We start from the raw sequence: 13,871 nt of genomic DNA, 5'->3' as shown, positions 1-13,871 counted from the left end.
GTCGAGACCCCGCGACCCGAAAGCGACCCCTAGTACGAGTCGCGCCCGGCCTGATCCGACGCCGCCAGCCGGTAGCCCACGCCGCGCACGGTCTCCAGCCAGCGCGGGGCGGTGAGGCTGTCACCGAGCTTGCGCCGCAGGTTGCTCAGGTGCGCCTCGACGGCACGCTTGTCGGCCTCGTTCACGTAGTACGACGTCACGTAGCTCTCGCCGCGCAGCAGCAGCGCCAGGTCGGCCTTGCTGCGCACCCGCCGCTTCGACTCGAGCAGTGCGGCCAGCAGGTCGAACTCGGTGCGGGTCAGGTCCAGCTCAGTGGTGCCGAGCATGGCCAGGCGCATGTCGTTACTCAGCCGCAGCCCGTTGTGCTCGATCCAGTCGTCGGCGCGTGCGTCACTGCTGGCGGATTCGGCGGTGCCGGCCTGGGGAAGCGGCACGGTCGCGACGTGCTGCCCGCTCATCGCAACCGGGGCCAGGCTCGGCGGCAGGTCGGCCGCCGGGGGAGCGGGCGCGGTGACCGGCGGAACGTACGCGGGGGTGTACTCGGGTTCCGCGGCGAGCTGTGCGCCGGCGGCCGGTGCGAACGCGGGGGCGGCGGGCTCGGTGATGACCTCGGTACCCTCCGGCGGCAGTGCCAGCCGGGGGCGGCGCAACATGGCGTCGATGCGGGCGCGCAGTTCGCGCGGCCGGAACGGCTTGGTGAGGTAGTCGTCGGCGCCGGACTCCAGGCCCTGCAGCGTGTCGATCTCTTCGTCGCGGGCGGTGAGCATCACGAGGTAGGTGGCGCTGAACGCGCGAATCCGCTTGGCGGTCTCGAACCCGTCCATGCCCGGCATGCTCACGTCGAGCGTGGTGACGATCGGGTCGTACGCGCGAACCGCACGCACCCCGTCGAGCCCGTTGCTCGTGGCGATGGTCTTGAACCCGGCCTGGGTGAGTACGGCTTCAAGCAGATGGCGGATGTCTGCGTCGTCCTCGATAATGACCGCTACCCTGCGTATTTCCCCGGTCGTCGACATACCTGAGTATATTACGCGGGTCGAGCATCCATCAGATAGGCCCGATTCGGCCCGCCGCCCGGCTACCAGCCGGCAGCGGCCGCGAGCTCGAGGGCCCGCTCGTTCCACCATTCGCCGGCGGCCGGACCGCCGTTGCAGGTGCCGTCGCTCTCGCCCGGCTCCTTCACCCACAGATTCGCGTCGCGCAAGGCCCCATCCGTTGTGGCCTCGGGAGTGCCGCCCAGGGCCCGCCCGGCAGGGTTGCACCATTCGCCGTTGCCGCCCCGGCCGTTGCGCGAGGTGTCGACGACGAAGTGGGCCCCGCCGGTGAGCGCGGAGACCGCCTCACCGAAGGCCTGCTCGGCGGCCGAGTCGTTGTAGTTCGAGACGTTGGTCGCGAAACCGCGCACCTGCGCGACGCCGGCGCGGTTGAGCAGATCGGCGGCGGTGGCCGGGGTGAGCCAGTCGGAGTGGCCGGCGTCGAGGTAGACCGTGGCGACCGTGGGCGCGAAAGCGGCCACGCCTTGCTGAATCTGTGCCACCCTCTGCTCCACGTTGCCGCACTCGGTGGCCAGCGCCAGCGCATCCGGTTCGAGAATAACCACGGATGCCTTCAGCGTCAGCGCCGTCGCGATGGAGGCCACCCAGGTGGGATAGTCGGTCTCCGAGAGGCCGCCGGCCGAGAAGTTGCCGCAGTCGCGGTCGGGGATGCCGTAGACCACGAACACCGGCGTCTGCCCGACCTCTTCGGCGGCATCCGCGATGGCGGTGACGTCGGCCTGCACGGTGTTCAGCGGGTACTTCTCCGGCATCAGCCAGATCGCGGTGGGCTGCTCGGCCAGCTTGCCGAGGGTGGCGGCCGCGGCGGAGTCCGGGTCGGCGACCGCGGCGGCGGTGGCAGCCACCTGCGCGGTCGAGTTCGGGTTGGTATAGAAGGAGCGGCCGGCGAGAGGGTTGCCGGCGGCTGCGCTGGTGGCGGTGACCGCGAAGCTGCCGATGAACAGGCCGAGCGCCACGATGGGCGCAGCGAGGGTGATGATGCCCAGGGAAAGGCCGAGACGACTACCGGTCGAGTCCATTTTGCAACCTTATCGCCCGCATCCGGCGTTCGCAGCCGGGGGCTGCTGCGCCCCGGCGGAGCGGCCCGCGCGGCGGGTTAGAGTTAGAGCGTGAATTCAGAAAAGGTCGATGTCGCCCTGATTGGCGGGGGAATCATGAGCGCCACCCTGGCCACCCTGCTCGCCGAACTGCAGCCGGACTGGAACATCCAGGTCTACGAGCGCCTCGGTGAGCTCGCGCAGGAGAGCTCCAACCCGTGGAACAACGCCGGGACCGGCCACGCCGCGCTCTGCGAACTCAACTACATGCCCCAGGCTGCCGACGGCACCGTCACGGCCGAGAAGGCCGTCGCCATCAACGAGCAGTTCCAGATCAGCCGCCAGCTCTGGTCGCACCTGGTGGAGACCGGGGTGCTGCCCGAGCCGGAGAAGTTCATCAACTCCACCCCGCACATGACCTTCGTGCACGGCACCGCCAACGTGGACTACCTGCGCAAGCGCATGGCCGTGCTCGCCGACCAGCCGCTGTTCGCCGGGATGGAATACAGCGAGGACCCCGCCGTCATCGAAAAGTGGACCCCGCTGCTGACCAAGAAGCGCGCCGCCAAGCAGAAGATCGCAGCGACCCGCATCGAGTCCGGCACCGACGTGGACTTCGGCGCCCTCACCCGCTACCTGTTCGCCTCGCTCAAGAAGCGCGGCACCGACGTGCACCTCAACCAGCAGGTCACCGCGCTCAAGCAGCTGGATGACGGCTCCTGGAAGCTCAAACTGCTCAGCCTGGTGGGTCGTTACACGAACACCGTCGAGGCCCGCTTCGTCTTCGTCGGTGCCGGCGGCGGCGCCCTTGCACTGCTGCAGAAGAGCGGCATCCCCGAGATCAAGGGTTTCGGCGGTTTCCCGATCAGCGGCCAGTTCCTGCGCACCGACAACCCCGCCATCGTCAAGCAGCACCAGGCCAAGGTCTACGGCAAGGCCGCCGTGGGCGCGCCGCCGATGTCGGTGCCGCACCTCGACACCCGGGTAGTGGATGGCGAGACCTCACTGCTCTTCGGCCCATTTGCCGGGTTCAGCCCCAAGTTCCTCAAGACCAGCACCTGGTTCGACCTGCCCTTCTCCGTGCGCGCGCACAACCTCGTGCCGATGCTCGCCGTGGCCAAGAACAACTTCGGCCTGATGAAGTACCTGGTCGGCGAGGTCTTTGCCTCCCGCACGGCCAAGCTCAACGCGCTGCGCGAGTTCATGCCCACGGCCAAGGCCGAGGACTGGGAGCTGATCACCGCCGGCCAGCGGGTGCAGGTCATGAAGAAGGACGCCAAGGCCGGCGGCATCCTGCAGTTCGGCACCGAGGTCATCACCTCCGCCGACGGCAGCATCGCCGGGCTCCTCGGCGCTTCGCCCGGAGCCTCCACCGCCGCGCCGATCATGGTCGACCTCCTCAAGCGCTGCTTCCCGAGCGAGTACTCCCGCTGGGAGCCGCAGCTGCGCGAGATGGTCCCGAGCCTGGGCACCAAACTCTCCGACGATCCCGCCGCGGCCGCCGCCTCCCTGGCCGCCACCGCCAAGACCCTGCACCTCACCGCGTAGGCGCGGCCGGCCGGCCTGCGCTGCGCCTGCGTCCCGCATCCGCTGCCCGACCGCGAGCTATGCGGGTCAGGCGCCGCTGTGCGGGTGGCGTGCCCCCCGCATAACGGCGCCTACCCCGCATAACGTCAAGACCGGCGGATGCGGCGCCCCGCCGGTTGAGCCACCCCGCATGACACCCACCACCTTGCATCCCACTCGAACATGTGTTCGACTGGATGCATGCGCTGGAGTGGACAGGAACTAACGACCGAGCAGGCCGGCGCGCTGCCCGGCCTGGCCCGGCTGAACAACCTGGTGCGCAGCGTCCGCACCCCCGAGTTCGACGGGATCACCTTCCACGAGGTGCTCGCCAAGTCCGCCCTCAACCGGGTGCCCGGCCAGAGTGCGATGCCCTTCGGCTGGACCATCAACCCGTACCGCGGCTGCTCTCATGCGTGCACCTATTGCTTCGCGCGCCCCACCCACAACTACCTCGACCTCGACGCGGGCAAGGACTTCGACAACGAGATCATCGTGAAGGTCAACGTGGCCGAGGTGCTCAGTAAGGAACTCGCCAAACCCACTTGGGGCAAGCATCCGGTGGCGCTGGGCACCAACACCGACCCCTACCAGCGGGCTGAGGGCCGCTACCGGCTGATGCCCGGCATCATCGCCGCGCTCGCCGACTCCGGCACCCCCTTCTCGATCCTCACCAAGGGCACCCTCCTGCGCCGGGACCTCGACCTGCTCCACGAGGCCAGCCAACAGGTGCCGGTGGACCTCGCCATGTCCATCGCCATCTACGACGACGCCCTGCAGCAGGCCGTCGAGCCGGGCACCCCGAGCACCAAGGCGCGCCTGGCCACGGTCAGCGCAATCCGCGACAAGGGCATGGACTGCTCGGTTTTCCTGATGCCGATCCTGCCGTTCCTCACCGACACCAAGGCGCACCTCGACGAGGCCATGCGCCAGGCCAAGGCCGCCGGCGCCACCGGGGTGCTCTACAGCGCCCTCTACCTCAAGCCCGGGGTCAAGGAGTGGTACTTCCAGTGGCTCGAGCAGGATCATCCCGAGCTCATGCCCCAGTATCGCGAGCTTTACAAACGCGGGACCTACGCGCCCAAGGAGTACCGCCAGTGGTTGGCCGAGCGCATCCAGCCGCTGATCCGCGCGCACGGCCTGCAGCGACGCCGGGAGGACCCGGCGACCGGCGGCATCCTCTCCAAGCCGCTGACCGCGCCCAGCAACCCCAACTCCCCGCCGCCGTCCCTCATCGCCGCCGAACTCCCGCCCGAATTCTCACCCACTCTGTTTTGACCCTCACCGAGCACACACCACCGTCGAACCGGCTGCCCGCCAACCCCCGCACACCTGAGATAATCAGACGCGGAGAGGGCGTAATGTCACTTGGGTTACCCGACCACCTGGTCAAGGCCACGCTCAGCCGTGCCCTCGCCCGGGCGTCGCACTGGTTCGGCCTGGTCTGCCTGGCCGGCGCCCTGTTCTCGGTCCTGGCGCTGAGCGTGTTCCCGGTCACCGAGCGGCTGCAGATCACCGTCGCCGCGATCCTCGGCATGGGCGCCCTGCTGGCGGTCCTCGCCCGCTGGCGCACGGTGCCGCTGACCATCGCCTACCTGCTGGTCGGCGCCCTGTGCACCTACCTGTTCACCAGCGCGGTGCTGGGCATGCCCGGCGTCTTCCCGTCCTCGGACATGTTTCTGATCTCGCTGCCCAAGATGGCCCTGATCATGGTCGGCGGCGCCGGCACCGGCGCGCTCGTCGGCGTGCTGTGGAGCACCCTGGGCTTCCTCCTCGCCGAGGCCGCCGCCACCCTTGCCATCTCGCAGACCCCCGTGCCCGACCGCCCCGACGTGTTCACCGTCGTCACCTACCTGTTCTTGGTCGGCGTGATGCTGCTCGACGGCCTCGCCCGCCGCACCGGACGCGCCGCCCAGCCCGCCATCCACCGCGCCGTGCAAGACGACGAGTCCCGCATCCTGCGCCACGACTTCGACGTGCGCGCCATCGCCCTCATGCACGACACCACCCTCAACCAGCTGGTGTCGGTGGCCCGCGCCAAACCCGGCCCGCTCAGCCGCGGCCTCGAGGCCGGCCTCCGCGAAACCCTGCAGACCCTCGCCGAGCGAGACTGGCTCACCCACGTCGACGAGCGCACCGCCGCCGCGGCGGGCAACGACGGATGGCTGTCCAGCGCCGTGTTCCGCGCCATCGACCGTATGCGCGACCGTGGCCTCGTCGTGGACATCACCGGCGACAAAGAGGCCCTGGCGCGCCTGGACCCGCAGAGCGACAAGGAGCTGGGCCTGGCGGTTCAGCAATGCCTGGTCAACGTGCTGCTGCACGCCGGCATCGTCACCGCCGAAGTGGTCATCGACGCCGACGGTCAGAACGTCTCGGTGATGGTGCTCGACGCCGGCCGCGGTTTCATGGAGTCCGAGACCGGCAACGACAGGCTCGGGCTGCGCCAGTCGGTACGCAAACGCATCGAACGGCTCGGCGGCTCCGTGGTGATCTGGTCCCGTCCCGGCGCCGGCACCTCGGTGTTACTGACCCTGCCCGCCCCGCCCATCGTGCCGAGCACCATCGCCGCGGCCGCCGAAGTCGCTGCCGAAACCGCCCCCGCCGCGGCTGCGGCCGCCGCCGAAACAGCCCCCGCCTCGACCACCGAGACCGACCCAGCCACCACCCCCACCGACAAGGCCACCCCGTGACCGCCCATCGCGCCACGCAGCAGCGCCTCGACCCGCTGGGCACCCTCGCCGCCTGGCCGCTGTCGCCAGCGATCGCCTCGATCGTGCTCTGCTACTCGGTGATCGCCACGGTCCTGCAACAGGACCAGATCCGAAACCCCCTGATGGCCACCCTCGCCGTGCTGGCCATGGCCGCCGCCGCGGCCACCCTGGTGATCGGCACCCAACCGGCGCGGTCGCCGTTCGGCCGCCGGATCCACCTGATCATGGCCGGCTTCGCCCTGCTCGGGTACGTCTGCGAGCAGCTCAGCCGGTGGGGCGACAACCTACTCGTCCAAGACGACTTCGGCCCGGTCTGCATCGGTTTCCTCCTCCTGGCGCTGGCCCCCTACCGGCCGTGGCGGGAGATCGCCCTCTCCGGCGCCGTCGCCAGCGTCGTCGCCATCCTGATCACCGTGCCGCAAGCCGGCTCCTATGAAGTGCACGTCCCCGTCGCCGTGTACGCGATCGTCTCGGTCACCCAGATCCTCGCGCCCACCGCCGCCGGCGCCGCGTACTCGCGCCGCATCGTGCGCTCGATCCTGGCCTGGCAGACGGATGCCCGCCGCGCCATCGTCGCCCGCACCGAAGAAGCCCGCGGCCAGATGGCCCGGGCCGTGGTGGAGCAGCAGGTCTTCGCCCTGAAGTCCGGCGTCATCCCGTTCCTCGCCGAGCTCCTCGAGCGTGGCACCGTCACCGCCCTGGACGTGGCGCAGGCCGGCCAGCTCGCCGCCGAGGTTCGCCGCACCCTGGTCGCAGAGATCGACCGCACCTGGCTGGACTCCGTGGCCACCCGGGAACGTGCCGCCCTGGCCGAGCGCGGTACCCCGGGCCTGCTCGTCGTGGCCGACCCCGAGCACCGGGCCACAGCGTTCCGCGCCGAACAGCGTGCCGCCACCGCCGCCCTGATCGGGGCCCTCTGCGCCGCGCCCGGCTTCGACCCGCACAGCCTCGTCGTGCAGATCACCGGCTCGAGCACCCCCACGCCGCCCCGGCCCGCCCCGGCCACCCTCACCGCCCCCAGGCCAACCCTCACCAAAACGGCACCGCCGACATCCGTCGCGGTCGACACCATCACCATCCAGGCCGCCCTCGACCTGCCGCCCCGCAAGGTGCGCGCGCTGCTGCGCCCCTACCTCGGTGTCATCAGGGTGGTCTTCGCCAACGTGCGGGTCACCGTGCGGCGCCCCTCGCTCACCATCGAGTTCGACGGCGCCCGCGACCCGCACCAGGTTGGGCCACCCCGGGAGGCCCTGGCGACCCCGGCCACCCCCGCCGGGGTTCGCGCCAAGCAACCGCCCCGCCAAGTACGCTGAACCTCAAGAAACAAGACGTACAAGACGTATAAGAGGGCGGTACCGGCGGTAATGGCGAAACTGTATTTCCGATACGGGGCGATGAACAGCGGCAAGAGCACCTCGATGCTCCAGGCCGCCTACAACTATGAGGAGCGCGGCCACCGGGTGTTGCTGGCCAAGCCGTCGGTCGACACCAAGGGCGACCGCGGCATCCTCTCCCGCCTGGGCGTCACCCGCGGCGTCGACTTTCTGCTCACCCCCGAGACGGATGCCTACGCCCTGTTCCAGCAGCACCGGCACGAGACCGAGGCAACCACAGGGCTCGACGTCAGCGCCCTGCTCGTCGACGAGGCACAGTTCCTCACCGAAACCCAGGTCGACGACCTGCTGCGCATCGCGATCCTCGAGAACATCCCGGTGCTCGCCTACGGCATCCGCACCGACTTCCAGACCGTGGCCTTCCCGGGCAGCCGCCGGCTGCTCGAGGTGTCGCACAGCCTCGAAGAACTCAAAACCATCTGTCGGTGCGGTCGCAAGGCCGTCTTCAACGGGCGCAAGGTCGACGGCGCGTTCGTCTTCGACGGCGACCAGGTAGCAATCGACGGCGTCGAGGTGACCTACGAGTCGCTCTGCGGCTCCTGCTACCTCGAGGAGAGCCACGGCGTGCTCAACAACCGACGCCGGGAACCGGCGGAGCGAGGGCGCTCAATCGGCGTGGATTCGCACGAAGCGAGTCCGGCCACCGAGAGCGCCCCAGCTTGCCCCCCGGCAAGTTCCCCATCATCACCCTAGGGAAGCATCCGCGGCGGCAAAAGCCGTCATTTATCAGGGCACTCGATTCCGCACGGCAGAAGAGGCAGATATGCACAGGTTCCGCGTTGCGCTGATCGACGACCACGAGATCGTGGCGCGCGGGTTCGCCGGCCTGTTCGCCACCCTGCCCGAGATCGAGGTGGTGGCCACCGTCGCCACGGTCGCCGAGCTGCTGGCCGAGGTGGGGGAGACCCCGGTCGACCTGGTGATCCTCGACCTGCGCCTCTCCGACGGCTCCACCGTCACCGGCAACGTCGACCGGCTGCGGGCCACCGGCGCGGCCGTGCTCGCGTTCACCGGCGGTGACGACGCGGGTCTCATGCGCGCCGCCGCCCGCAGCGGTGTGCTCGGCGTGGTGCGCAAATCCGAACCCACCGACGTGCTGCTCGACGCGGTCACCCGGGCAGCGGCCGGCGACACCATCGCCTCCACCGAGTGGGCGGCAGCGCTGGATGGCGACCCCGACCTCTCCGATGCCGGCCTGAGCCCCCGCGAGCGGGAGGTGCTCTCGCTCTACGCCGCCGGTGCCAAGGCCCCGCTGGTGGCCTCGCACACCGGACTGTCCGAGCTCACCGTGGTCGACTACATCCGCCGGGTGCGCTCGAAGTACGAGAGGGTCGGCCGGCCGGCGAACACCAAAATCGACCTGTACAAGCGTGCGCTGGAGGACGGCATCCTGCCGGTGCCCGGCCGCTCATGACCGCGCTGACGGGCAGCCCCGGCACGCTGCAGGCCACCGACCCGACCGTCCCGATTCCCATGGTCGCCGAGCGACCGGCCCACACGGCCACCGCCAACCTCACCCGGCTGCTCTGCATCGCCGTGGCGGCCGCGGCCGGCATCTTCGGCCTGCTCTCACTGCCGTCGTTCCTGGCGCAGGCCTGGCCGAACTCCGCGTTGGCTGCGGCCGCCTGGGCCGCGTCGTTCGGCCTGCCGATCGCCCTGGGCCTGACCGCCCGGTGGGGATCGGCGCGCATCCTGCGGGGCATTGTCGCAGCCGAGGCGCTCAGCTTCGTCGGGATCCTCGGATTCTGGCTCATCGTGCGCAGCACACCGCTGCCCGCCGGCGCCGACATCCCCTGGGTGATCACCTTCACCGGGGTGCCTTGCGTGGCCGTGGCCGTCTTCGCCCAGCCCCGTCTGGTGTGGGCGTTCACGGTGCTCACCTCCACGCTCAGCGGTTTTGTGCGCTTCACCACTTCCGCCGAGGCCGACCCGGCCCTCATCGGCCTGGCCGACGGCCTGTACTCCCTGCTGCTGGTCAGCGTGTTCGTCGCGTTCACCCTGGCCGCCCGACGCGCCTCGGCCCGCGTCGACGAGGCCACCCTGCTCACCCGGCAGGCCGAGGCGCACCGGGCCGCGCGGGTGGCCCGCCGGCAGGAGCGACTGAGCATCGACGCGCTGGTGCACGACAGTGTCATTTCCACCCTGCTGATGGCGGGCCTGGGCCGCACCCCGCCGTCCGTGGTTTCCGGCCACGCGTCCAAGACCCTCACCCAGCTCGATGCGCTGCGCGCCCCGCCGCCGCAGCCGGTGCTGCTGGTCTCCGACGCCGCCGCCCGCATCGGCACGCTCGCCAATCAGATCGCCCCGGCTGCCGTGGTGCAGGTCGACAACCCGGCCCGCGCCGGCCAGGAAGCGGGCATCGAACGCACCGTACCGTCGGCGGCCGTGACGGCCATCCTCGGCGCGGTCGGCGAGGCCCTGCGCAACTCGGTCAACTCGGCAGCGGGGCAGGACCCCGCCCGGACGGTGCACCGCCGTGTCACGGTGCTCTCCACCACCGACGGCTTCCAGGTCACCGTCAGCGACGACGGCGTCGGCTTCGACCCGGCCCAGGTGCCGCCCGAGCGGCTGGGCATCGCCGAGTCCATCCTGGGCCGCATGTCCCGGTTGCCCGACGGCGCCGCCCACGTGCGCTCCACCCCAGGCCGCGGCACCGACGTAGTGGTGGCCTGGGCCCCCGACCGCGAGCCCGCGAATCGCGCGCCAATTTACCCAACGCCACCCCAATCGGTCGAGCCTGTCGAGACCCCATCGATCGAGCCCCATCCGTCGGTCGAGCCTGTCGAGACCCCCACCTTCCTCTCCAGCTCCCTCGACCTCACCACCCCCATGGCCCGCCTCATCCTGGCCCTCTTCGTCTTCGTCCACGGCCTGCTCGCCGTCATCAACATCGTCCCCGGCCGGCCGCTGGCCCTGATGCTCGGCGCCTACGTCGCGATCGTGCTCTCCGCCATTACCCTGATGCGCCCCATGAACCGCCCCTTCCCCCGCACGCAGGTGGCCGTGGCCCTCACCCTCAGCGGCGTCGGCGCCATTTTGATGTTCGGCTACCTGCCCGCCCACGACGAGGCTCCGTTCGCGCACTGGCACCTCGGCGCGATCACCCTGATCCTGGTGGTGCTCGCCGCCCGCGGCCAGATCCGGTCGGCCTGGATGGGCTACGCGGTGCTGGCCCTTCTCACGGTGGGCTGGGCGGTCGAGACCGGCCAGTCGGCCATGGTCGGGGTGGACCTGGTCAGTCGGCACGCCGGTACTCTGCTCGCCGGCAGCCTCTTCGTCGTCGGGCTCGGCCGCTCCGAACGTGACCTGCGGGTGCTCACTCAAGACGACCTGGCCCGCGCCCGGCAAGACGCCACCACCGTGGCGGCCATCCGTGAGCGCAAGGCCCAGCTCCGCCGGGTCAACGCCCTCGCCCGGCCCACCCTGCTGCGCCTCGCCGAGCCACACGCCCTCACCGCGGAGGAGCGCGCCCAGTGCCTGCTCGTCGAGGCCAGCCTCCGCGACGCCATCCGCGGCCGCTGCCTGTTCGTGCCCCCGGTCGTCCACGCCGTCCAGGCGGCCCGGCTGCGCGGCGTGGAGGTCACCGTGCTCGACGACAGCGCCGACACCCCGCCCGAGCACCTCGAGACCCTCGCCCGCACCGTCGCCGACGCGCTCGACACCATCGAACACGGCCGCGTCACCGTACGTGTGCTGCCGGCCGGCCGAGCGGATGTGGCCACCCTCGTGATCGAGTCCGGCACCCACCGCATCCTGGGCGTCGGCCCCGACGGCACCGTGCGGACCCCCGAGTAGCCGGGCCACCCTCCGCAGCACCATGTGCCGCACCTCCCGTTCGAGGGTCATTTTGCGCCACACATGTGCAAGGATAACTCTGGGGATAATGCAATTCGAGCGGTTCCTCTCGACGAGTACATACCGAAGGAACGCGCGTGGAACTAAAGGACTATCTCAGGATCTTCCACAAGAGTTGGATCCTCATTCTGGCTTTGACCCTGTTCGGGGTGGCCGTTGCCGCCACGGCCTCTATCGCCACGACACCCACATACGTGGCCAACACCCAGCTCTACGTCTCCGTGAAGTCCTCCGGGGACGCTGGCAGCGGCGAGCTCGTCGCCGGCACCAGTTTCGCTCGCCAGGCCGTCACGTCCTACGTTGATGTGGTGAACAGCGCGATCGTGCTGGACAAGGTGATCACCGACCTCAAGCTCGATCTCACCGCCGCTGAACTCGCGGAAATGGTCGAGTCCTCCTCACCTCTCAACACGGTCCTCATCGACGTCTCCGTCACGAACCACGACCCGGAGCTCGCTGCAAAGATAGCCAATGCTGTGGGCCAGAACTTCAGTAGCATCGTGGTCGACCAGCTCGAGAAGCCCGACGGTGAAGCCTTGAGCCCGGTGAAGATCGCGACGATTCAGCCGGCTCTGGTGCCAGAAGCTCCCGCCAGCCCAAACATCCCGCTCAACATCGCGCTGGGACTACTCGTCGGTCTGGCGCTGGGCGTCGGCCTTGCCGTGCTGCGCAGTGTCCTTGACACCCGCATTCACAGTTTGCACGACATCGACCTCGTCACGGATGCCCCCATGCTCGGCGGTATCACGAACGACCCCGATGCGCGGATCCGGCCGCTAGTCGTCCACTCCGACCCCAAGAACCCCCGCGCCGAGTCTTTCCGCAGCCTGCGCACGAACCTGCAGTTCGTCAATATTGAAGGTGGCCCACGCAGCTTCGTCGTCACCAGCTCGATTCCGGGTGAGGGCAAGAGTACGACCACCTCAAACCTCGCCATCGCGATGGCTGAGACTGGTGCCCGCGTTGCCTTGATCGACGGGGACCTGCGACTGCCACGTGTCGCCGATTACATGGGCATCGAAGGTGGCGTCGGTCTCACCGACGTACTGATCGGTCGCGCAGAACTTGCCGATGTCCTGCAGAAGTGGGGCAAGAACAAACTCTTTGTTCTTCCCAGCGGACGCGTACCCCCGAACCCCAGTGAGCTGCTGGGCTCGAGTGCGATGGCGCATATGCTCGCCGCACTGACCGAAGAGTTCGACATCGTCCTCATCGATGCACCGCCGTTGCTCCTCGTCACGGATGCCGCGGTCCTGAGCAAACTCTGCGGCGGTGCCATCATGGTTGTGGCCTCTGGCCGTACGAAGCGCAACGAGCTGTCCGCCGCGGTGAAGGCACTCGAACGCGCAGGCAGCCGGCTGGTGGGCATGGTCATCACGATGCTTCCGACGAAGGGGCCGGACTCGTACGGCTACGGCCAGTACAGCTATGGCTCCGCTCTCGAGGAAGAAAACAGCGGCGTTGAAGCTTCCGTTCTCCCCAGACGGCACAGCTTCACCAAGCCCCGGCGGAGAACCGCGTAGTGGCGGGCTTCACAATCCTCACGGTGTGCTCGGGCAATATTTGCCGGTCACCACTGGCGGAACAGTTGCTCCGCGTCGGTTTGGCGCACTGGCCGGAGGTCACCCTCGGCAGCGCCGGAACCATCGGGTTGACCGGGCAGGCGATGCCTCCTGAGGCTGCCGACCTGTCCCGCTACTTCGGCGGGGACCCCTCGGAGCACATTGCGCAGGTGCTCACCGTGGGACACCTCAGCGAGGCCAACCTGGTCTTCGCCATGTCCCGAGAACACCGACGGGCCATCGTAGAGCTGTTCCCCAAGGCCATTCGTTACACGTTCACCATCCGTGAATTCGCTCGGCTTGTCGGGGGAGTCTCTGACGATGACCTCGACGAGGCCGCGGCGCTCCCATTGAACGATGTTGCTGGTCGGTTCTCCACGCTGGTCGGATTCGCGGCCTCGCAGCGCGGAGTCGTGGGTCCGCCGGAGTCTCCCGACGATGATGACGTCGTTGACCCGTATCGGCGCAGCGATGAGGTCTACGCCGAATCCGCTCGTCAGCTTGTTCCAGCCGTGAATGACGTCATCTCGCTGTTCCACAGATCCGCAAAAGTTCACCAGCCCTAGGGGGGTCTCATGGGCGCTTCTACACCCCAAAGTCGAGGGAACCGCAATAACCGCACTCGTCAACGAGTCGTCGTCGTCGGCCTGGCCGTCTTCTTACTCGTCGATATCGGTTTAGTTGCTTT

11 protein-coding genes are annotated in these 13,871 nt (G+C 69.1%); 9 read left to right on the top strand and 2 right to left on the bottom strand.

Features of this window, described 5'->3' with window-relative positions:
* Positions 1-29: 29 nt before the first annotated feature.
* Positions 30-1,016, bottom strand: a complete 987-nt coding sequence (locus E3T22_RS17195) for a response regulator transcription factor (RefSeq protein WP_174776279.1) — start codon at positions 1,014-1,016, stop codon at positions 30-32.
* 62 nt (positions 1,017-1,078) lie between these two features.
* Entirely contained in the window at positions 1,079-2,074 is a 996-nt protein-coding gene (locus E3T22_RS17190) for a glycoside hydrolase family 6 protein (protein ID WP_134481104.1), read from the bottom strand.
* A 90-nt stretch (positions 2,075-2,164) separates the two neighbouring features.
* On the opposite strand from E3T22_RS17190, the gene E3T22_RS17185 reads away from it, so the two are divergent.
* The 9 genes from E3T22_RS17185 to E3T22_RS17145 all read left to right on the top strand — a co-directional run bounded on the left by E3T22_RS17185 (position 2,165) and on the right by E3T22_RS17145 (position 13,749).
* Positions 2,165-3,640, top strand: a complete 1,476-nt coding sequence (locus E3T22_RS17185) for a malate:quinone oxidoreductase (RefSeq protein ID WP_134481105.1) — start codon at positions 2,165-2,167, stop codon at positions 3,638-3,640.
* 219 nt (positions 3,641-3,859) lie between these two features.
* Entirely contained in the window at positions 3,860-4,936 is a 1,077-nt protein-coding gene (locus E3T22_RS17180) for an Rv2578c family radical SAM protein (protein WP_134481106.1), read from the top strand.
* Positions 4,937-5,019: 83 nt separating this feature from the next.
* On the top strand, positions 5,020-6,351 hold the full coding sequence (locus tag E3T22_RS17175) for a sensor histidine kinase (protein WP_134481107.1): 1,332 nt from the start codon (positions 5,020-5,022) through the stop codon (positions 6,349-6,351).
* Complete coding sequence (locus tag E3T22_RS17170) at positions 6,348-7,685, top strand: hypothetical protein (RefSeq protein WP_134481108.1); 1,338 nt, start codon at positions 6,348-6,350, stop codon at positions 7,683-7,685. The genes E3T22_RS17175 and E3T22_RS17170 overlap by 4 nt, the downstream gene beginning before the upstream one ends.
* A 51-nt stretch (positions 7,686-7,736) precedes the next feature.
* Complete coding sequence (locus E3T22_RS17165; RefSeq protein ID WP_088455154.1) at positions 7,737-8,459, top strand: thymidine kinase; 723 nt, start codon at positions 7,737-7,739, stop codon at positions 8,457-8,459.
* A gap of 70 nt (positions 8,460-8,529) precedes the next feature.
* Positions 8,530-9,180, top strand: coding sequence for a response regulator transcription factor (locus tag E3T22_RS17160; RefSeq protein ID WP_134408091.1), 651 nt, complete (start codon positions 8,530-8,532; stop codon positions 9,178-9,180).
* On the top strand, positions 9,177-11,561 hold the full coding sequence (locus tag E3T22_RS17155) for an ATP-binding protein (protein ID WP_134481109.1): 2,385 nt from the start codon (positions 9,177-9,179) through the stop codon (positions 11,559-11,561). Before E3T22_RS17160 ends, E3T22_RS17155 begins: the two co-directional genes overlap by 4 nt.
* Before the next feature lie 137 nt (positions 11,562-11,698).
* Entirely contained in the window at positions 11,699-13,144 is a 1,446-nt protein-coding gene (locus tag E3T22_RS17150) for a polysaccharide biosynthesis tyrosine autokinase (RefSeq protein WP_088455157.1), read from the top strand.
* Positions 13,144-13,749: a low molecular weight phosphatase family protein gene (locus tag E3T22_RS17145; protein WP_088455158.1), complete on the top strand. Its 606-nt coding sequence runs from the start codon at positions 13,144-13,146 to the stop codon at positions 13,747-13,749. Before E3T22_RS17150 ends, E3T22_RS17145 begins: the two co-directional genes overlap by 1 nt.
* The last annotated feature ends 122 nt before the right edge of the window (positions 13,750-13,871 follow it).

The organism is Cryobacterium sp. TMB3-10 (assembly GCF_004402305.1).
In the GTDB taxonomy this organism is placed as follows: Bacteria; Actinomycetota; Actinomycetes; order Actinomycetales; family Microbacteriaceae; genus Cryobacterium; species Cryobacterium zongtaii.
Note: the sequence above shows the minus strand (reverse complement) of the source record. Positions and strands in the feature narration are given on the sequence as shown.

Coding starts and splice junctions, on each gene's coding strand:
- E3T22_RS17180 (WP_134481106.1), top strand. CDS start 3,860: ATGCGCTGGAGTGGACAGGAACTAACGACCGAGCAGGCCGGCGCGCTG.
- E3T22_RS17175 (WP_134481107.1), top strand. CDS start 5,020: ATGTCACTTGGGTTACCCGACCACCTGGTCAAGGCCACGCTCAGCCGT.
- E3T22_RS17160 (WP_134408091.1), top strand. CDS start 8,530: ATGCACAGGTTCCGCGTTGCGCTGATCGACGACCACGAGATCGTGGCG.
- E3T22_RS17195 (WP_174776279.1), bottom strand. CDS start 1,016: ATGTCGACGACCGGGGAAATACGCAGGGTAGCGGTCATTATCGAGGAC.
- E3T22_RS17190 (WP_134481104.1), bottom strand. CDS start 2,074: ATGGACTCGACCGGTAGTCGTCTCGGCCTTTCCCTGGGCATCATCACC.
- E3T22_RS17165 (WP_088455154.1), top strand. CDS start 7,737: ATGGCGAAACTGTATTTCCGATACGGGGCGATGAACAGCGGCAAGAGC.
- E3T22_RS17155 (WP_134481109.1), top strand. CDS start 9,177: ATGACCGCGCTGACGGGCAGCCCCGGCACGCTGCAGGCCACCGACCCG.